Origin of the sequence: Variovorax boronicumulans, assembly GCF_019352895.1 — a bacterium.
Taxonomy (GTDB): Bacteria; Pseudomonadota; Gammaproteobacteria; order Burkholderiales; family Burkholderiaceae_C; genus Variovorax; species Variovorax boronicumulans_A.
This window is the reverse complement of record NZ_JAAAFX010000014.1, coordinates 649,846-668,300: the sequence shown is the minus strand read 5'-3', so window position 1 is coordinate 668,300 and position 18,455 is coordinate 649,846. Positions and strand designations below refer to the sequence as shown.

Annotated in this window: 12 protein-coding genes; 1 reads left to right on the top strand and 11 read right to left on the bottom strand. The window is 68.8% G+C overall.

The features are described 5' to 3' along the window. Window positions 1-167 precede the first annotated feature (167 nt). On the bottom strand, window positions 168-2,264 hold the full coding sequence (locus K0H49_RS29445) for a copper-transporting P-type ATPase (RefSeq protein ID WP_307886099.1): 2,097 nt from the start codon (window positions 2,262-2,264) through the stop codon (window positions 168-170). 258 nt (window positions 2,265-2,522) lie between these two features. After that, complete coding sequence (locus K0H49_RS29440; RefSeq protein WP_219220294.1) at window positions 2,523-2,777, bottom strand: heavy-metal-associated domain-containing protein; 255 nt, start codon at window positions 2,775-2,777, stop codon at window positions 2,523-2,525. A 623-nt stretch (window positions 2,778-3,400) separates the two neighbouring features. Between K0H49_RS29440 and K0H49_RS29435 the strand changes: the two genes are divergently transcribed. Further along, entirely contained in the window at window positions 3,401-4,564 is a 1,164-nt protein-coding gene (locus K0H49_RS29435; protein ID WP_219220292.1) for a DUF4268 domain-containing protein, read from the top strand. Window positions 4,565-4,887: 323 nt separating this feature from the next. Here the strand turns inward: K0H49_RS29435 and K0H49_RS29430 are convergent, their stop codons facing one another. From K0H49_RS29430 to edd, 9 genes are all read right to left on the bottom strand, one after another. Continuing rightward, window positions 4,888-5,604, bottom strand: coding sequence for an MgtC/SapB family protein (locus K0H49_RS29430; protein WP_219220290.1), 717 nt, complete (start codon window positions 5,602-5,604; stop codon window positions 4,888-4,890). 28 nt (window positions 5,605-5,632) lie between these two features. Further along, window positions 5,633-8,395, bottom strand: a complete 2,763-nt coding sequence (mgtA, locus tag K0H49_RS29425; RefSeq protein WP_219220288.1) for a magnesium-translocating P-type ATPase — start codon at window positions 8,393-8,395, stop codon at window positions 5,633-5,635. Window positions 8,396-8,548: 153 nt separating this feature from the next. Next, on the bottom strand, window positions 8,549-10,024 hold the full coding sequence (locus K0H49_RS29420; protein ID WP_219220427.1) for an efflux transporter outer membrane subunit: 1,476 nt from the start codon (window positions 10,022-10,024) through the stop codon (window positions 8,549-8,551). 5 nt (window positions 10,025-10,029) lie between these two features. Continuing rightward, entirely contained in the window at window positions 10,030-13,164 is a 3,135-nt protein-coding gene (locus tag K0H49_RS29415) for an efflux RND transporter permease subunit (protein WP_219220286.1), read from the bottom strand. After that, complete coding sequence (locus K0H49_RS29410; protein ID WP_219220284.1) at window positions 13,157-14,305, bottom strand: efflux RND transporter periplasmic adaptor subunit; 1,149 nt, start codon at window positions 14,303-14,305, stop codon at window positions 13,157-13,159. The genes K0H49_RS29415 and K0H49_RS29410 overlap by 8 nt, the downstream gene beginning before the upstream one ends. A 50-nt stretch (window positions 14,306-14,355) precedes the next feature. Next, window positions 14,356-14,691 (bottom strand): hypothetical protein, encoded by a 336-nt coding sequence (locus tag K0H49_RS29405; RefSeq protein ID WP_219220282.1) that lies wholly within the window; start codon window positions 14,689-14,691, stop codon window positions 14,356-14,358. A 509-nt stretch (window positions 14,692-15,200) separates the two neighbouring features. After that, window positions 15,201-15,926, bottom strand: a complete 726-nt coding sequence (locus tag K0H49_RS29400; RefSeq protein ID WP_219220280.1) for a haloacid dehalogenase type II — start codon at window positions 15,924-15,926, stop codon at window positions 15,201-15,203. An 8-nt stretch (window positions 15,927-15,934) separates the two neighbouring features. Continuing rightward, window positions 15,935-16,570, bottom strand: coding sequence for a bifunctional 4-hydroxy-2-oxoglutarate aldolase/2-dehydro-3-deoxy-phosphogluconate aldolase (gene eda / locus K0H49_RS29395; RefSeq protein WP_219220278.1), 636 nt, complete (start codon window positions 16,568-16,570; stop codon window positions 15,935-15,937). A 45-nt stretch (window positions 16,571-16,615) separates the two neighbouring features. After that, window positions 16,616-18,454 (bottom strand): phosphogluconate dehydratase, encoded by a 1,839-nt coding sequence (gene edd / locus K0H49_RS29390; protein WP_219220276.1) that lies wholly within the window; start codon window positions 18,452-18,454, stop codon window positions 16,616-16,618. Between the last annotated feature and the right edge of the window lies 1 nt (window position 18,455).

The following is an 18,455-nucleotide window of genomic DNA, read 5'->3' as shown; positions in this document are numbered from 1 at the left end:
TCTCGGATGCCGCTGCCTCCCCGTCCACAGCGGGCACGGATGGTGTCGGTTCTTCTTGCGCCGCATCCTGCCACAACCACGCCCGGAGCCCAGCCTTCGCGTCCAGCGCTGCCCTGCGCACCGCCTTCGTCCCGCCCCTGCCAGGAAGCGGCCGGCAAGCGCCGCGGTCAGTCCGTCAACTTGCTCGCACGCAGGCGCAGGGAGTTCACGATGACGCTCACCGACGAGAGCGCCATGGCGGCCGCGGCCACGACGGGCGACAGCAGGATGCCGAAGAAGGGATAGAGCACGCCGGCGGCGATGGGGATGCCGAGCGCGTTGTAGCCGAAGGCGAACCAGAGGTTCAGCCGGATGTTGCGCATCGTGGCCTGCGACAGCTGTCGCGCCCGGACGATGCCCATGAGGTCGCCATGCAGCAGCGTGACGCCCGCGCTTTCCATCGCCACATCGGTGCCGGTGCCCATGGCGATGCCGACGTCGGCGGCCGCGAGACCTGGCGCGTCGTTCACGCCGTCGCCTGCCATCGCGACGGTGCGGCCTTCGGCCTTGAAACGTTGCACCACGGCGGCCTTGTCCTCCGGCAGCACTTCGGCGATGACTTCGTCGATGCCCAGTTCACGGCCGACCGCCTGGGCCGTCGTCCTGCCATCGCCGGTCAGCATCACCACGCGGATGTTCTCCTTGCGCAGCGCGGCAATGGCCTGCGCGGTGCTGGCCTTGACCGGGTCCGCGATGCCGACGAAGCCCGCGAAGCGTCCGTCGATGCCGATGAAGATGACCGTGGCGGCCTTCGCGCTGACCTGTTCCGCCTCGGCGGCCATCGCGCCCACCTCGATGCCCTGCTCGGCCAGGAACTTCCCGCTGCCGCAAACAACCCGCGCACCGTCCACCACACCCAGCACGCCCTTGCCCACGGGTGAGTCGAAATCGGAGACCGGCAGCAGCGCGAGCTTGCGCTCCTGTGCATCCGCGACGATGGCCGCGGCCAGCGGGTGCTCGCTCGCGCGCTCGACGCTGGCGAGCTTCTGCAGCATCGGGTCGAGCTCGAAGCCCGCCACCGGCCGCACCGTGACCACCCTGGGGCGGCCTTCGGTCAAGGTGCCCGTCTTGTCCACCACCAGGGTGTCGACCTTCTCCATCTGCTCCAGCGCCTGCGCGTCGCGGATGAGCACCCCGCTCTGGGCGCCCCGCCCGACGCCCACCATGATGGACATCGGCGTCGCGAGGCCCAGCGCGCAGGGGCAGGCGATGATCAGCACCGCGACCGCGGAGATGAGGGCATGGGAGAAGGCCGGACTCGGCCCCCACACCAGCCACGCGACGAAGGTCAGTGCCGCCACACCGATCACCACCGGCACGAACCAGCCCGCCACCTGGTCGGCCATGCGCTGGATCGGCGCCCGGCTGCGCTGCGCGGCAGCGACCATGTGGACGATCTGCGACAGCAGCGTGTCGGCCCCCACCTTCTCCGCCCGCATGACGAAGCCACCCGTCTGGTTCATGGTCCCGGCCGTGAGCTTCGCGCCCGGCGCCTTGACCACCGGCATGGGCTCGCCCGTCACCATCGACTCGTCGACCGTCCCCTTCCCTTCGGTCAATTCGCCGTCCACCGGCACCTTCTCGCCGGGACGCACCCGCAGCCGCTCGCCGACCTGGATGGTTTCCAGCGCCACGCGCTCGTCGGTGCCGTCGGCCCGCACGCGGACGGCTTCCTTGGGCGCCAGGTCCAGCAGGGCCCGGATGGCACCCGAGGTCTTCTCCCGGGCCCGCAGTTCGAGCACCTGGCCCAGCAGCACCAGCACGGTGATGACCGCCGAGGCCTCGAAGTAGATCGGCACGGCGCCGTCCGGCGTCCGGAAAGCCGCGGGAAACAGCTGCGGCGCCACGGTGCCGACGATGCTGTAGAGCCAGGCGACACCGGTGCCCAGCGCGATGAGACTGAACATGTTCAGGCTGCGGTGCCTGAGCGACGCCAGGGCACGCACGAAGAAGGGCCAGCCCGCCCAGAGCACCACCGGCGTGGCGAGAACGAGCTGGCTCCAGTTCGACGCCTGCTGCCCGACCAGATGATGGATGTCGACGAGGTGCCCACCCATCTCGAGCACGAAGACCGGCAGCGTCAGCACCAGGCCGATCCAGAATCGTCGCGACATGTCGCGCAGCTCGGGGCTGCTGCCGGTGTCCGCCGTGGCCATGACCGGTTCGAGCGCCATGCCGCACAGCGGGCAACTGCCCGGGCCCGGCTGGCGGATCTGCGGATGCATGGGGCAGGTGTACTCGCCCGGCACTGCGGGGGAATGCCCCGGCGCCAGCGTCTCGGCGGCCTGACCGTCGCGGCCATGCTGGGCATGCGCAGCATGATCGCCATGCGCATGCGCGCCATGACCGTGTGCGCTGTGATCGTGTGGCGCGTGTTCGCCGGAATCGCGTGCGTGCTGCTTGTCCATGTCCGCCTTTCGCTGGAGTCGAAGGGCACCGGTCCCTGCCGATGCATTGAAGTTGCCGGCCGCTGCCGCCAGCCACTAACCGCCGCAGCAAGCCCCGCCGCTTCGGGCCGGGGCATCCTCCGCGCCCCAATCCACCGGCTGCGGGTCATAGCCCGCGGCGCGCACCGCCTCGATCAAGGCCGGCGCGTCGGCCACCGCGGAATCGATGTGCAGAAGGCGCGCGGCCAGATCGATCTTCACTGTCGCGCCCACGTCGATGGCGGCGATCGCCTGGCGCAGCGCGGAGGCGCAGTGGCCGCAGGTCATGTCCTTGACTTCGATGCTGATCATGTCGAGCTCCGGTTTCAATGTCGATGCCGGAAGTCTCAACCTTGACAGGATGAGAGAGTCAAGCCATGCAGCCGAACACCCTTCGGCGATGGATGGGTATCTGGGCTTGGCGCGGGCGCGCGATCCCGGCGGCTTCAGGGGCGAGAGCGCAGAGCGCGTGCGCGCGGCGCGCTCTGGTCCCGGTCAGTTATTCCTCGCCATCGGATTCTGAGACTGCCGCCTCGGTGACGTGCTGCCGTGGCAGGCCTTGCAAGGTTGGCGAAGTCTGATCCAGGCGGCCTGAGCATCGCCCACCGGCCAGGGCCGAAGCGTAAGGAAGTCTGAGACAACGAGCGCCGAAGGTGCTCCGCATTTTGTCGGCCTCTCTTTCGAGAGTTCGGTGCACTCGATCTGATCAGGTTCGACCCTCCGCTTTGGGGCGAGGCGGCCAGTCGTGGGAATTGACCGAGATGCAGCATTTGGAGCCGATCGTAGTCATCAAGCGCATTCTTGGTGCCCGCCATAAAGCCGACATTCGGGTCGGTCATCGGCGCCAACCTGAACAGCGGCTAGGGAATATCTGCCGGCAAATTGAAGCTCGCTGACGCTAGACTTCTCGGCAATCGTTGCAACGACAGGCTCCCATGTACCGCATTAACTCAACGTCCAACCGCATCGTCAAACTCAAAGAGGTCAGCTTCTCCGACCTGGGTTTCACCGAGCGGCACCACCTGCAAGAGTGGTTGGCCAATCAACCAGATGCGCTTGGCGAGGAGTTGCTGATCATCCAGAAAGAGTTTGACGGATTTGACGACACGCGAGAGCGCCTTGACCTTCTGGCCATCGATAAAAGCGGGAATCTGGTCATCATCGAGAACAAGCTCGACGACTCGGGACGTGACGTCGTCTGGCAGGCGCTGAAGTACGCCTCCTACTGTTCTACCTTGTCCAAATCCCAGATCGCGGAGATCTTCCAGAAACACCTGGACAAGTCGGGGCCGGGGCGCGATGCAAAAGCGCTCATCTGCGAATTCTTGGACCAAGAGGAGTTCGCCGAGGTGGTGCTCAATCCTGGCAATGACCAGCGGCTCATCATGGTGGCCGCGCAGTTTCGCAAGGAGGTGACTTCGACAGTCTTGTGGTTGCTCAAGCACCGGGTCTTCGTGAAGTGCTTTCGCGCCACGCCTTTCAAGGACGGCGTAGACCTGTTCTTGACAGTCGAACAGGTCATCCCGTTACCTGAAGCCGAAGAGCTCATGATTGGAATCTCTGAGAAAGAGACCGAAGAGCTTTCCTCCGAACGGGGTCAAGCCACCAGGCACCAGCTGCGCACAGACTTCTGGCACGCGACCCTTGAGGCGTTGACCAAGGCGAACATCGAGCTCTACAGCAACGTGAGCCCAAGTCGAGACCATTGGCTAAATGCAGGGTCTGGCATGGGGGGAGTTCACTACTCGATGATTTTCAATCGGGACGAGGCTCGTGTTGACTTCGCCCTGAGTACGCGCTCCAAGGAGGCGAACAAGGCACTTTTTGACTATCTGTATACCCGCCGCGAGCATGTGGAGGCCGCCTTCGGTAGCGAGTTGATCTGGCGGCGTATGGACGACAAGAAGGTCTCTCTCATCGAATGTGCGGCGCCCTTCGAGGGCCACAACCGGGAGACCTGGCAGGCGATGATTGACTGGCTGGTTGCTCACGTGCGCAAGATGGAGAAGACCTTCGAGAAGGAGGTCCCGGCACTCAGGACCGTCGCACGCACCCGCTTCTCGAAGGACGTTACTGCCGAAGAGAGCGTCTCCACCTGACTCGTCAAGGCTCTTTCTGGGATGTGGGGCGCATGGCCTATCGCTCCCGCGCGAAGCACGTACAAATCGACATATACCGAGAAGCACGAAAGTACGCTGCCTCCTTATATCGGTAGCGCGTAGATCTAGAGTCCGATCAACACAACTGCCGCTCTTGGCGGCGATAGCAGCCACCGAACGGGGGCTTGCAGCGGCAACACAGATTACCCGGCAGACCCGGTCGTCTCAGACTTCAATGCTGCGTCTCAGATTTTTTGCGCTGTCTCAGGCACTAGCAATGACAGTGAACATTTAGTCATCAGGTCACCAGGGCCTCGTGGCCCTCAGCCCTCCGCCCCCGCATTCCAAAACGCCTGCTGCACCCCCGGCAGACTTTCGAGCTGCGCCATCACGCGGTCGAGTTCCTCGGCCTGCACGGCCGTGGCGTAGAGCGTGGCCTCGATCTCCGCATCCACCTGGCCGAAGGGGTGCTGGTCGACGTCGCGCACCGGATAGCTGGCGGCCTCCAGCAACTCGAGCAGTTTCTCCCGCACCTCCGCCTGCACGCCGCGCGAGCAGATCACGTAGGCGACGTAGGTCGCTTCGCTGAACTCCTCCTGCACCGGGTTGCGGTTGATGCGGTTGACCACCGGCCGCAGCAAGGTGTTGCTGGCCAGCACGAACAGCGCGGCCAACAGGGCCTCGCCGATCAGGTCGGCGCCGGCGCAGGCGCCGACTGCGGCCGAGCCCCACAGGGTGGCGGCGGTGTTCAGGCCGGTGATGTTGGCGCCCTCCTTCATGATGGCGCCGGCGCCCAGGAAGCCGATGCCCGAGACCACGTAGGCCACCACGTGCACCGCGCCCTCGTGCCCGCCCAGCCGGTTCGCCATGTCCACGAACACCGCCGCGCCCACCGCCACCAGCGTGTTGGTGCGCAGGCCCGCGGTGCGCTGGCGCACCTGGCGCTCGAAACCGATCAGGCCGCCCAGCGCGAAGGCCGTCGAGAGGCTCACGAAGGTGTCGAGCATCGAGCTCAGGTTCAGGTTCTGCAGCGCTTGCATGGGGTGCGGGTCCTTCGCGTGAGGCGTCTCATTGCCAGCCGAAGCGCCGAATATAGAAGCGCTTCATGACGGTGGCGAGCACGCAGTAGCCCAACAGGATCGCGGCCAACCACGGGAAGTAGGCCAGCGGCAGCGGCTGCAGCCCGAAGTAGCCGGCGAGCGGGCTCATGGGCAGCGCGATGCCCGCGGCCATGATCGCCAGCGTCATGGCCATCAGCGCCGGCGCCGCGCGGCTCTCGATGAAGGGCAGCTTGGGCGTGCGGATCATGTGCACCACCAGGGTCTGCGTGAGCAGGCCCACCACGAACCAGCCGGTCTGGAACAGGGTCTGCTGCGCGGGCGTCTTCGCATCGAAGAAGTGCCACATCACACCGAAGGTCACCAGGTCGAAGACCGAGCTGATCGGCCCAAAGAAGACCATGAAGCGGCCGATGTCCGCGGGGTTCCAGCGCAGCGGCTTCTTCACCAGCTCCGGGTCGACGTTGTCGAAGGGAATGCCGGTCTGCGAGATGTCGTAGAGCAGGTTCTGCACCAGCAGCTGCAGCGGCAGCATCGGCAGGAAGGGCAGCCAGGCGCTGGCCACCAGTACCGAGAACACGTTACCGAAGTTCGAGCTGGCGGTCATGCGGATGTACTTGAGCATGTTGCAGAAGGTGTTGCGGCCTTCGATCACGCCCTGCTCCAGCACCATCAGGCTCTTCTCCAGCAGGATGATGTCGGCTGCCTCCTTGGCGATGTCCACCGCGCTGTCGACGCTGATGCCGATGTCGGCCGCCCGCAGCGCCGGCGCGTCGTTGATGCCGTCGCCCATGAAGCCGACCACGTGACCGTTGGCGCGCAGCGCGCGCACGATGCGCTCCTTGTGCAGCGGCGTGAGCCGGGCGAACACCTGGTGCGCTTCCACCGCCTGCGCCAGCGCCGCATCGCTCATGCGCTCGACCTGCGGGCCCAGCAGCACGGTGCCCACCGCCAGCCCCACCTGCTCGCACACACGGGCCGTGACCAGTTCGTTGTCGCCCGTCAGCACCTTGGCCTGCACGCCGTGCTCGGCCAGCATGCGCAGGGCCGGCGCGGCGGAGTCCTTGGGCGGATCGAGGAAGGCGATGTAGCCCACCAGCGTCAGCTCGGCCTCGTCGGCCACCGAATAGGCGACCTGCGTGGCCGGCAGCTCCTTCATCGCCACCGCGACCACGCGCAGGCCGTCGGCGTTGAGCTGCTGCGTGATCCGGCGCACGTGCGTCAGCAGGCGCGCGTCCATCGGCAGGTCCTCATGGCCCGCGCGGGTGGCGTTGCGCACCCGCGTGCAGACCGCCAGCATCTCCTCGACCGCGCCCTTGCAGATCAGTTCGTGATGGTCCTCGCGCTCCGACACCACCACCGACATGCGGCGGCGCTCGAAGTCGAAGGGCACCTCGTCGACCTTGCGGTAGTCCTCGGCCAGCTTGAGCTCGGTCTGCAGCTCGACATGCTCGAGCACCGCGCGGTCGAGCAGGTTCTTGAGCCCGGTCTGGTAGTGGCTGTTGAGGTAGGCGAACTTGAGCACCTCCTGCGACGCATGGCCGAAGGGGTCGGTGTGGCGCTCGAGCGCGATCTTGTCCTGCGTCAAGGTGCCGGTCTTGTCGGTGCACAGCACGTCCATCGCGCCGAAGTTCTGGATCGCGTCGAGCCGCTTGACGATCACCTTCTTGCGCGACAGCAGCACCGCGCCCTTGGCCAGCGTCGAGGTCACGACCATCGCCAGCATCTCGGGCACCAGCCCGACCGCGACCGCGAGCGCGAACAGGAAGGCCTCCATCCAATCGCCCTTGGTGAAGCCGTTGATCACCAGCACCAGCGGCACCATCACCAGCGCGAAGCGGATCAGCAGCCAGACCACGCTGTTGACGCCGGCCTCGAAGGCGGTCGGCGCGCGGTCGCTGCGGGTCACGCGCGTGGCCAGCGTGCCGAAGTAGGTGCCGTTGCCGGTCGCGACCACCAGCGCCGTGGCCGAGCCCGAGACCACGTTGGTGCCCATGAACACCAGGTTGCGCGCCTCGAGCACCGAGACGAAGCCGTTGCCGTCCTCGGCGAACTTCTCCACCGGCAGCGATTCGCCGGTCATCGCGGCCTGGGCCACGAACAGGTCCTTGGCGGTCATCAGCCGGCAGTCGGCCGGGATCATGTCGCCGGCCGACAGCACGATGTGGTCGCCGGGCACCAGGTCGCGGATGGGCACCTCCATCTGGCCGGCCGCGCGCCGGCCCTGCGGGCCGAAGCCGGACGGCCTGTCGCCGGCCCCGCGCCGGATCACGGTCGCGGTGTTGCTGACCATCGCCTTGAGCCGCGCCGACGCGCGGTTGGAGCGCCCTTCCTGCACGAAGCGGATCAGCGTGCTCAGCACCACCATCGTGCCGATCACCACCGTCGCCTTCATGTCGCCGGTGGCGTCGGACACCACCGCCAGCGCGGTCAGCAGCAGGTTGAACGGGTTCTTGTAGCAGAGCCACAGATGCCGCCACGGCGACAGCGCCTTCTCGTGCGCGACCTCGTTGGCACCGAAACGCTCGAGGCGTTCGGCCGCTTCGGCTGCGCTCAGCCCGTCCTCGTGCGAGCCGGCGCGCACCAGCACGCCGGGCAGGTCGTCGCTCGCGGCCCGGAGCATGTCGCGCGAGACCTGCTCCGGCACGCCCTGGGCGGCGCCGCGCCCGCCCACCGTGTGCGGCAGCGCCGCGCGGTTGAACAGCGCCGAGATGTGCCGCCGCTCGAGCACGCCGCCGAACCAGTTGCGGAAGACTTTTCCAATGATTTTCATGCCATGACTCCCTGGGCCTCCGCCGCGAAGGCGGGCCCGTGATGGCGCCGGGCGATAAAGGCGGCGCCGTGGTGCGATCGCAGGCCGACATCGGGGATGCCTGCCCGCGAGGGAAACAGCGCGAGGACCACCGGCCTCACGCCGCGCGTTGCGTCAGTGCGGCGTGTCCGCCGCGGCCACGTTCCACCAGCCGCCGCCCAGCGACTGGAACAGCGCCACCGCATCGGTGAAGCGGCTGGCCTGGGCCTGGATCAGCGTGCTCGCGGCCTGCTGATGGGTCTGCTGTGCCAGGATCAGCTCGGCCGCGCCGCCGGCGCCGAGCTCGCGCTGCCGCCGTGCGTAGCCCAGGCTCTTGCGCGATGCGGCTTCCGCGGCTGCGGCGGCGCGCAGGGTCTGCGCGTCGCTGACGATGGCCTGCAGCGTGTCGGCGGTGTTCTGGAACGCCGTCAGCACGGTGCTTCGGTACTGCGCCGCCGCCTGTTCGTAGCTGGCCTCGGCCGCGCGCTGCTGGTGCAGCAGCGTGCCGCCGTGGAAGATCGGCTGAGCCAGCCCGCCGCCGATGAACCAGAAGCCGGTGCCGCTGCCCAGCAGCTGCGACAAGGCCAGCGCCGAGCTGCCCACGTTGGCCGTGAGCGTGAGGCTGGGCAGCCGCGCCGCAGTGGCCACGCCGACCTGGGCACTGGCCGCGTGCAGCTGGGCCTGCGCCGCGCGGATGTCCGGGCGCTGCTCGACCAGGCGCGACGGCAGGCTCAGCGGCAGTTCCTGCGGCAGCACCAGCGAAGCCAGCTCGAAGCGCGGCGCCACGTCCTCGCTGGGCAGGCGTCCGCCCAGCACGGCCAGCAGGTGCCGCTGCTGCGCGAGCTGCTTCTCCAGCCCCGGCAGCACCGCCTCGGCCTGCGCCAGCGCCGACTCCTGCGCCGCCACCTCGATGCCGCCGAGCTGGCCGGCCGCATGCTGGCGGCGCGTGATGTCGAGCAGCTGCGTCGACAGCGCGATCAGGTCGCGCGTGGCCTGGCACTGCGCGCGCAGCGACGCCTCCTGGATCGCGGCATTGACGATGTTGGTCGTCAGCGTGATGTAGACGGCCTCGCGCTGGAAGCGCTGCACGTCGGCCTGCGCCGTCAGCGCCTCGACCTGCCGCCGGTTTGCGCCAAACACGTCGGGCACATAGCTGATGTTCAGCTGCGCGCTGTGCAGCGTGTAGAGCGAGGCGCCCGACTCGGCCGGGCTGGCCAGCGGGTTGGCCACGCGCTGGCGCGTCGGCGTGAACTGCAGGTCGAGCTTGGGCAGCGCCTCGCCGCGCTGCCCGGCCACGCCTTCCTGCGCCGCGCGCAGGGCCGCCTGCGCGGCCTGCAGGTCCGGGTTGGCGCGCAGGGCCGAGGCCACCAGCGCGTCGAGCGCGTCCGAGCCGAACACGCGCCACCATTGCGCGGGCACGTCCTGGCCTTCGACGAAACGCTGGGCCTCGCCCGCGATGCCCGGTGCGGAGGTCGTCTGCGCGGGCAGCGGCTCGGCGGTGTAGCCACGGGTCGCAGGCGCCTCGGGCTTCTGGAAATCCGGTCTGACGGCGCAGCCGCCGACAGCCAGCAGCAACGCGAGGGCCGCGGTGCCGGTGATTCGCTTCTTCATCGTCATCAGACTTCTCCCTGGGCCAGTTCGGGCATCCCGTCGATGCCGTCTTCGGCGCGGCTGTCGGCCGGTTGCCGGCGGGCCGCGCGCGCTTCGATCAGGTGGTAAAGCGCCGGCAGCAGCAGCAGCGTCAACGCCGTGGCCGTGATCAGGCCACCCACCACCACCGTGGCCAGCGGTCGCTGCACGTCGCTGCCCAGGCCCGTGGCCAGCATCGCCGGCGTGAGGCCGAAGGCGGCCACGGTGGCGGTCATCAGCACGGGCCGCATGCGGCTGGCCGCGCCTTCGAGCACCGCCTCGCGCAGCGGCTTGCCCTCCTCGCTGCGCAGCCGGTTGATCTGCGCGATCATCAGCACGCCGTTGAGTACCGCCACGCCGAACAGCGCGATGAAGCCGACCGCACTGGAGACGCTGAGCGTCATCCCGCGCAGGTGCAGCGCGGCCAGGCCACCCAGCATCGCCAGCGGCACCGCGGCCAGCACCAGCAGCGGCTGGCGCAGGTTGCGGAACTCGCCGAACAGCAGCATGAACATCAGGCCCAGCGTCATCGGCAGGATCACCAGCAGCCGCGCCTCGGCGCGCTGCAGGTTCTCGAACTGCCCGCCCCAGGCCAGCTGGATGCGCTGGGCGTCGAAGTGCACCTGCTGGTCGACCAGCGGCTGCGCCTCGGCCAGGAAGCTCGACAGGTCGCGGCCGCGCACGTTGAGCTTGACCACGATGTGGCGCCGCGCCATCTCGCGCACGATCACGCTCTCGCCCGAGACCGTGCTGATGTGGGCCACTTCCGACAGCGGCACCTTGGCGCCGTTGGGCGTGGTGAGCATCAGGTTGCCGATCGCGTCGGGACTCGAGCGCGCGGCCGTCGGGAAGCGCACCGTCATGTCGTAGCTCTTCTCGCCCACGTAGAGCCGGCCCACGGGCGAGCCGCCGATGCCGGTGGAGATCAGGTCGGCCACGTCGGCGGCGTTGAGGCCGTAGCGCGCGGCCGCAGCGCGGTCGAGCTCGATCTTGAGGTTGGGCAGCGGCGGCTCCACGTCGAGCGCCACGTCGGCCGCGCCGGGCACGCCCTCCAGCGTGTGGGCCACCTGCTGCGCGACGCCGCGCACCTCGGCCAGGTCGTTGCCGAAGACCTTGACCGTGAGGTCGCTGTGCGCGCCCGACAGCTTGTCCTGCACGCCATCGATCATGGGCTGCATGAAGCCGACGGTCACGCCGGGCATCTGCGCGTAGCGCTCGCCCAGCTTGGCGATCAGCGCCTGCTTGTTCATGCCCGACTTCCACTCCTTGTAGGGATGCAGGCCGACGCTGGACTCGATGTGCGAAGGTGTGAAGTAGTCGGTGCCGTCGTCGTTGCGCCCGGTCTGGGTCACCATGTAGCTGACCTCGGGGAATTCCAGCGTCGCGCGGCGCAGTTCGCTGGCCATCTCCGAGGCCTTGTCCAGCGTGATGCCCGGCGGCAGCGTCACCTGCAGCCACAACGATCCCTCGTCGAGGTACGGCAGGAAGTCGCGCCCGATGGTGCCGCCCAGCACGCCGAGCCCGGCCACGGCCGCCAGGCACACGAGCAGCACCCAGCGGGTCTTGCCGACCGCGCGCTCGAGGAAGCGGCGGTAGGCCCGGCCCAGCGCCTCGAGCGGCCGGTTGTGGAAGATGCGCCGCGGCTTGCGGAAGGCCAGCCAGGCCAGGCCCGGGATCAGCGTCAGCGAGACCACCAGCGCACCGCACAGCGCCGCGCCGACCGCATAGGCCATGGGCGAGAACAGCTTGTATTCGATGCGCTGGAAGGCGAACAGCGGCAGGTAGGCCGCGATGATCACGCCCATGCCGAAGAACAGCGGGCGCGCCACCTTGAGCGTGGCGGTGATCGCATCGCGCGCCGTGAGCATGCGGCCCTCCTCCTCCTCGCGCCGGCGCAGGATGCCCTCGACCAGCACCACCGCGCCGTCGACCAGGATGCCGAAGTCGATCGCGCCCAGCGACAGCAGGTTGGCCGGCACCTTGAAGTGGTGCATGAAGATGAAGGCCATCAGCAGCGACAGCGGGATGGTCAGCGCCACGATCACCGCCGCGCGCGGACTGCCCAGGAACAGCAGCAGCACCACGCTCACCAGCACCATGCCCTCGGTCAGCGTCCCGCCCACGGTGTGCAGCGTGGCCTCGATCAGCGAGGTGCGGTCCAGGTAGGCCACCACCTTGACGTCCTTGGGCAGCAGGCTCTCGTTGAGCTCGCGCACCGCCTCGTGCACGCCGGCCAGCGCCACCGACGGGTTGAAGTCCTTGAGCAGCAGCGTGATGCCTTCGATGGTGTCGAGGTTGTCGTCCTTGCCCAGGATGCCGCGGCGCTCGACGTTGCCGTAGACCAGCTTGCCCAGGTCCTTGACCAGCACCGGCACGCCGTTCTTCGACTTGACCACCACGTTGCCCATGTCGTCGAGCGAACGCAGCAGGCCCACGCCGCGCACCACGTAGCTCTGTTCGCCGCGGTCGACCACGCTGCCGCCGCCGTTGGCGTTGTTGGCGGTCAGCGCATCCTTCACCTGCTGCAGCGTGAGGCCGTACTCGGTCAGCCGCTCGGGTTCGAGCTCGAGCGTGAACTGCGTCGTGAGGCCGCCGAAGTTGGTGACGTCGACCACCCCGGGCACCTTCTTCAGGCGCGGGATCACGGTCCAGAACTGCAGCTCCGACAGCTCGCGCAGGCTGCGCGTTTTCGACTCCAGCGTGTAGCGGTAGATCTCGCCCGTGGGCGAGGTGTAGGCGTCCAGCCCCGGCGTGGCGCCGTAGGGCAGCGTGACGCTGTTCATGCGTTCCTGCAGCCGCTGGCGGGCGAAGTAGCCATCGGTGCCGTCCTCGAACACGACGGTGATCAGCGACAGCGCGAACAGGCTGCGCGAGCGCAGCACGTGCATGCCCGGCGTGCCCAGCAGCGCGCGTTCCAGCGGGATGGTGATCTGCTGCTCGACCTCCTCGGCGCCCAGGCCCGGCACCTGCGTCACGATCTGCGAGGTGACGTCGGCGATGTCGGGAAAGGCCTCGACCGGCAGCTGCTTCCAGCTCCAGACGCCGTAGAGCGCCACGAAGACGAACAGCAGCCAGACGATGCCGCGGCGCTGGAAGCAGGTAGTGACGATGCGCTCAATCATTGAGCAGCACTCCGTCCTTGACCACGACGCGCTCGCCGGCCGAAAGGCCCGCCAGCACTTCGACGCCGTTGCCCGGCACGCTGGCGCCGACGCTGACCACGCGCGACTCGAAATGGAAGGGCGTCTTCTCGACGAACACCCGCGTGTAGAGGCCGCTCTGCAGCACGGCCGAGGCCGGCACCACCAGGGTCGGGCGGCTCACGCCCGCGAAGCTCACGCGCGCGAACATGCCGGGCTTGATGCGGCCGTCGCGGTTGTCGATGGCAACCCGGACCTTGACCGTGCGGGTCTCGGTGTCGAGCAGGTCGCCCACGTACTTCACCTGGCCCTCGACCGGCTGGTCGGCATAGGCGTTGAGCGTGATGCGCGCCTTCTGGCCCGGGAACACCTGCGCCATCTCCTTCTCCGGCACGCTGGCCGAGAGCCAGACCGTCGACAGGTCGGCCACCGTCATGATCGGCGCCGTGATGTCGTTCCAGTAGCCGCCCTGCGCACCGGCCATGTCGACCACGCGGCCGGCGATGGGCGAACGCAGCACGTATTCGCGGTGCGAGCTGGCATCGGCGACCACGCCCAGCTGGGCCAGCCGGCCGGCGCTGGCGCGCGCATCGTTCTCGGCCGCGGCCAGCGCGAGCTGCGCGGCCTCGTAGTCCTTGCGCGCCGAGATGTCGCCGTCGAACAGCGCCTTCTGCCGCTCGAACTCGCGCCGGGCCTGCAGCAGGGCCGACTGGGCCTTGGCATGCTCGTTGTAGACCGTTCCGAGGTCCGACGAGTCGAGGGTGAACAGCGCGTCGCCGGCCTTGACCGCGTCGCCCAGCGTGCGGTGCAGCTTGACGATGCGCCCGGCCAGGGGCGGTGTCACCTTCACCAGCTTCTCGGGCAGCGCCTCGATCACGCCCGGCGCGTCGATGCCCTGGGCCAGCGCCTGCTGCCGGACGGCATCGACCTGCAGGCTGTGGCGCAGCGGCGAGGCCTCGGGCACGATCAGCAGGTGGCCTTCATGCTGCAGGCCGTGCGCCGGCGCCGCATGGCTTTCGGCCGCGGCGGCACCGGGCAGCAGTTTCTTGACATCGCAGGCCGTGAGCAGCGTGCTGCCGGCGCAGACGATGGCGACGGCGATCACGAGACGGGCTTTTTTCATCGGATTTCTCCTGGGGGATCGGGGACGGGTGAAGGGGGTCGGGCCGCAGCTCAGGCCTGCAGCCGGCCGACCAGAAGGGCGAATGGCGACAGGCGCGGCATGACCGCCGGCGCATGCGCGGTGTCGTGCACGATGCCGCCGGCGGCCGCGAGCCGGGCCCGCGCATCGCGCGGCAGGTGCCGCAGCACGCCGGCGCGTTCGGTGACGGAGAGCATGGACAGCGCATCGGCGATGACGCGCGTCGAGAGGTCGGCCAGCGCCAGCGCACAGGCCTGCTGGCCATGGACGGCAAGCAGCTCGCACAGCACGGCGCTGCGGTGCGAGGCGATGGCGGCACGCAGCGCGCGCTGCAGTGCGTCGTGGAAACGAGGGGTACGAAACAGCATGAGGATCTCCTTCGGCCACGCGGCCGCGGAGGCGTCCTCACGCGTTCAGGTGCGTGCGGGCCTCCGGACCGGCGCCGGATATGCAAAGTTCATGGGACGGGGTGCGAATGCAGTCGGCGCGCGGCGGCGCCGCTCAGGGTCGGGATCCATGGCGGCCTCCTGCGGTGTGGATGCCCGGCACGGCACGCCGGCGCGCGAAGGCGACGGCTGCGGGTTCGGTGTTGGCAGTGTTCATATCTCACCTTGTCGACGCGCCGAACAGGCCGCCGCAGGCGAGCGTGAGGGTTCAGGCTCGACCGGACGGTCTCAACGGCACACGCTTCGACGACTGTCGCTGGGCATGGTTGAAAGATCCTTTGGGGTCGTCGAGACTCGTTTGTTCGTCTCGATGACGAAGCGAATTTTGCCTGCCGTTACAAGGGAAAACCAGGAGCTCGGGGGATGTGATTGCGCGCCCGATGTATCGCCGGGCTATACCAAGGTATAGCCCGGCGACGGGCCCCGCCGGCTCAGCAGCCCAGCAGGTCGGCCAGCGCGCCGATGTCGCGCGCGTGCAGCGTGTTGTCGGGTTGCGGCGAGACGTCCTTGGACTGGCCCGGGCCGAACTCGTGCGGACGTTCGATGTAGCCGGTGCGCAGGCCGCAGGCACGCGCGGCCGCCAGGTCGTCGTGGTGCGCGGCCGCAAGCATGACCTGGCCGGGCGTGGTGTCGAACACCGCGGCCACGCCGAGGTAGGTGCGCGGGTCGGGCTTGTAGGCCTTGAAGACCTCGGCCGACAGCACGCAGTCCCAGGGCAGGCCGGCGTTCTTGGCCATCTCGGTGAGCAGGCCGATGTTGCCGTTGGACAGGCTGCAGATGATGTATTTCGACTTGAGCCGGGTCAGGCCCGCCACCGCGTCGGGCCAGGCCGGCAAGCGGTGCCAGGCGCAGTTGAGCTCGCGCTTCTGCGCCGCGTCGAGGTGCGTGATGCTGAAGTCGCGCAGCACCGTCTCGAGGATGCTGCGGTGCAGTTCGTCGAGCAATGTGAAGCCGCCCTCGCCTTCGGCGATGCGCTGCATCACGCCGCGCATCGCAGGCTGGTAGCCGGCGCGCCAGGCCAGCGCGAAGGCGCTGCCGTCGACGCCCGGGACCATGCGCTCGGCCTCGGCCGCGATGCCGCCGTGCCAGTCGACCACCGTGCCGAAGACATCGAAGGCGATGACCTTGAGCTCGGCCGCTTCGGGCTTCTGCAGCATGGCGGACCTCAGCGTTGCAGTTGCGAGGCTTCGCGCGCGAGTTGCTCGATGCGCGCCCAGTCGCCGGCCAGGATGGCGTCGTTCGGCACGATCCACGAACCGCCCACGCAGGCCACGTTCGACAGCGCCAGGAACTCGGCCGCATTGCCCGCATGGATGCCGCCGGTGGGGCAGAAGGTCACGTCGCCGAAGGGTCCTTGCCAGGCCTTGAGCATCGGCAGGCCACCGGCCTGCATCGCAGGGAAGAACTTGAGCTGCTGGTAGCCGTCTTCCTGCGCCGTCATGATCTCGCTGCCGGTGGCCACGCCGGGCAGCAGCGGCAGGCCGAGGTCGTGGCAGGCCTTGCCGACCGCGCGGGTGTAGCCCGGGCTCACGCCGAATTTCGCGCCCGCCAGCGCCGAGGCCTGCGCATCGGCCGCGCTGCGGATGGTGCCGGCGCCGGCCACGGCTTCGGGCACTTCCTTCGCGATGGCTTCGATGCACTGCAGCGCCTGCGGCGTGCGCAGCGTGACTTCGAGCATGCGGATGCCGCCGGCCACCAGCGCGCGCGCCAGCGGCACGGCATGGGCCACGTCGTGCAGCACGATCACCGGGATCACCGGGGCGTCGCGCATCACGTCGAGGGCGGTGAGTTTTTCGTTCATGTCAGGGTTCCACTGTTGCTGTGTTCTGGAGATTCAGGGTGCCGCTCAAAGCCACGAGCAGGCGCCCTCTTCGGCTGTCAATGCGTTGCGGCGCATGCCCGCAAACAATTCGCGGCCCAGGCCGCGGCCGTCGGCCAGGCGCTGCGCCTCGGGCATCTTGACGGTTTCCCGCTGCGCCCATTCGTCCTCGGGCACCAGCACGGCCAGCGTGCCGGCCACGCCGTCGAGGCGGATCACATCGCCGTCGCGCACCTTGGCCAGCGGGCCGCCGGCCGCGGCTTCGGGCGAGACGTGGATGGCCGCAGGCACTTTGCCCGAAGCGCCGCTCATGCGGCCGTCGGTGACCAGGGCCACACGGAAGCCCTTGCCCTGCAGCACCGACAGCGGCGGCGTGAGCTTGTGCAGTTCGGGCATGCCGTTGGCCTGCGGGCCCTGCCAGCGCACCACGCAGACCACGTCGCGGTCGAGCTCGCCGGCGGTGAAGGCCTGCTGCAGCGCGGCCTGCGAATCGAACACGCGCGCCGGCGCTTCGACCACATGGCGGTCGTCGGGCACCGAGGACACCTTGATCACGCTGCGCCCGAGGTTGCCCTTGAGCAGCTTGAGGCCGCCGGTGGGGCTGAAGGGCGCCGACACCGGCCGGGCCACCGCGTCGTTCTTCGACGGCGCGGCCGCATGCCAGTGCAGCACGCCTTCGGCCGAGGGCTCGCCGGTCATGGTCGGGATGTTGGCGAATTCGGCGATGCCGCCCGCGCGCACGGTCAGCACGTCGGCGTGCATCAGGCCGGCACCGACGAGTTCGCCGATCACGTAGCCCGGGCCGCCCGCGTCCTGGAAGGCATTGACGTCGGCGCTGCCGTTGGGATAGACCCGGGTGAGCAGCGGCACCACGTCGGAGAGCTCGGAAAAATCGTTCCAGTCGATCAGGATGCCGGCCGAGCGCGCCACCGCGACCCAGTGGATCAGGTGGTTGGTCGAGCCGCCCGTGGCCAGCAGCGCGGCCATCGCGTTGACGATGGCGCGCTCGTCGACCAGGCGGCCGATCGGCGGGCACTGGAAGGCGGCCGTCGAAGCCTGGCCGAGCACCGTACGCACCGCTTCGCGCGTGAGCGCCTCGCGCATCGCGTTGCCGGGCTGGATGAAGGCCGTGCCGGGCACGTGCAGGCCCATGGCCTCGAGCAGCATCTGGTTGCTGTTGGCCGTGCCGTAGAAGGTGCAGGTGCCGGGCGCGTGGTAGGCCGCCATCTCGGCGTCCATCAGGCCCTGGCGGCCGACCAGGCCCTGCGCGGCCTTCTCGCGCACCTTGGCCTTGTCGTTGTTCGACAGGCCCGAGGGCATCGGGCCGGCCGGCACGAACACGGTCGGCAGGTGGCCGAAGTGCAGCGCGCCGATCAGCAGGCCGGGCACGATCTTGTCGCACACGCCGAGCATCAGCGCGGCGTCGAACATGTCGTGCGTGAGCGCGATCGCCGTGCCCATCGCGATCGTGTCGCGGCTGAACAGGCTGAGCTCCATGCCCGGCGTGCCCTGGGTCACGCCGTCGCACATGGCCGGCACGCCACCCGCGACCTGCGCGGTGGCACCGAGGCGGCGCGCCTCGTGCTTGATGATGTCCGGGTAGCCCTGGTACGGCGCGTGGGCCGAGAGCATGTCGTTGTAGGCGGTGACGATGCCGATGTTGGGCCGGCGCTCGGCCACGATGCGCAACTTGTCGTTGGCGGGCACGCCGGCCACGGCATGCGCCACGTTGGCGCAGCCCATGCGGTCGGAGCCGCGGTCGCGCTGCCCGTAGGCTTCGATCTGTTCGAGGTAGGCGGCGCGGGTGGGCGCGCTGCGTTCGCGGATGCGTCGGGTGACGGCTTGGACGGTGTCGTGGAGTGGCATG

Bases quoted from the DNA above. Each gene is read 5' to 3' on its own strand.
- K0H49_RS29415 (WP_219220286.1), bottom strand. From the start codon at position 13,164: ATGATTGAGCGCATCGTCACTACCTGCTTCCAGCGCCGCGGCATCGTC.
- edd (WP_219220276.1), bottom strand. From the start codon at position 18,454: ATGCCACTCCACGACACCGTCCAAGCCGTCACCCGACGCATCCGCGAA.
- K0H49_RS29445 (WP_307886099.1), bottom strand. From the start codon at position 2,264: ATGCATCCGCAGATCCGCCAGCCGGGCCCGGGCAGTTGCCCGCTGTGC.
- K0H49_RS29430 (WP_219220290.1), bottom strand. From the start codon at position 5,604: ATGCAAGCGCTGCAGAACCTGAACCTGAGCTCGATGCTCGACACCTTC.
- eda (WP_219220278.1), bottom strand. From the start codon at position 16,570: ATGAACGAAAAACTCACCGCCCTCGACGTGATGCGCGACGCCCCGGTG.
- K0H49_RS29435 (WP_219220292.1), top strand. From the start codon at position 3,401: ATGTACCGCATTAACTCAACGTCCAACCGCATCGTCAAACTCAAAGAG.
- K0H49_RS29440 (WP_219220294.1), bottom strand. From the start codon at position 2,777: ATGATCAGCATCGAAGTCAAGGACATGACCTGCGGCCACTGCGCCTCC.
- K0H49_RS29420 (WP_219220427.1), bottom strand. From the start codon at position 10,024: ATGAAGAAGCGAATCACCGGCACCGCGGCCCTCGCGTTGCTGCTGGCT.
- K0H49_RS29410 (WP_219220284.1), bottom strand. From the start codon at position 14,305: ATGAAAAAAGCCCGTCTCGTGATCGCCGTCGCCATCGTCTGCGCCGGC.
- K0H49_RS29400 (WP_219220280.1), bottom strand. From the start codon at position 15,926: ATGCTGCAGAAGCCCGAAGCGGCCGAGCTCAAGGTCATCGCCTTCGAT.
- mgtA (WP_219220288.1), bottom strand. From the start codon at position 8,395: ATGAAAATCATTGGAAAAGTCTTCCGCAACTGGTTCGGCGGCGTGCTC.
- K0H49_RS29405 (WP_219220282.1), bottom strand. From the start codon at position 14,691: ATGCTGTTTCGTACCCCTCGTTTCCACGACGCACTGCAGCGCGCGCTG.